General features: G+C 66.7%; 1 protein-coding gene. It reads right to left on the bottom strand.

Going from position 1 to position 273, the window contains the following annotated elements; all coding sequences use genetic code 11:
* A partial coding sequence (locus tag SB773_RS31665) for an ABC transporter permease subunit (RefSeq protein ID WP_410594286.1) occupies nucleotides 1-273 on the bottom strand: 273 nt, incomplete at both ends.

The raw sequence follows: 273 nt of genomic DNA, 5'->3' as shown, positions 1-273 counted from the left end.
CCTCGGACAGCGTGGACACCATCATGTTGCGCATCCCCAGCAGCCATCCGCCGATCGAGGCGATCACGATGGTCATCGCGGGCAGGAACCCGTACTGGATGGCCGACGCGATGAACTCGGGCGTCCAGCCGGGGTCCAGAGTCACGTCGTACCCGCCTTGCGCAGGGAACCAGTGCAGGGTGGTGGCGAAGATGTAGACCAGCACCAGGGCGAGCCAGAAGTACGGCACGGCGGCCAGCAGGGTCGTCGCGGGCACGAACGAGTCGAGCCACG

The sequence above is a fragment of the Bacillus sp. SIMBA_074 genome (assembly GCF_046534555.1).
Taxonomy (GTDB): Bacteria; Bacillota; Bacilli; order Bacillales; family Bacillaceae_G; genus Bacillus_A; species Bacillus_A mycoides.
The sequence above is the reverse complement of the archived record's forward strand: the minus strand, read 5'-3'. Positions and strand labels throughout refer to the sequence as shown.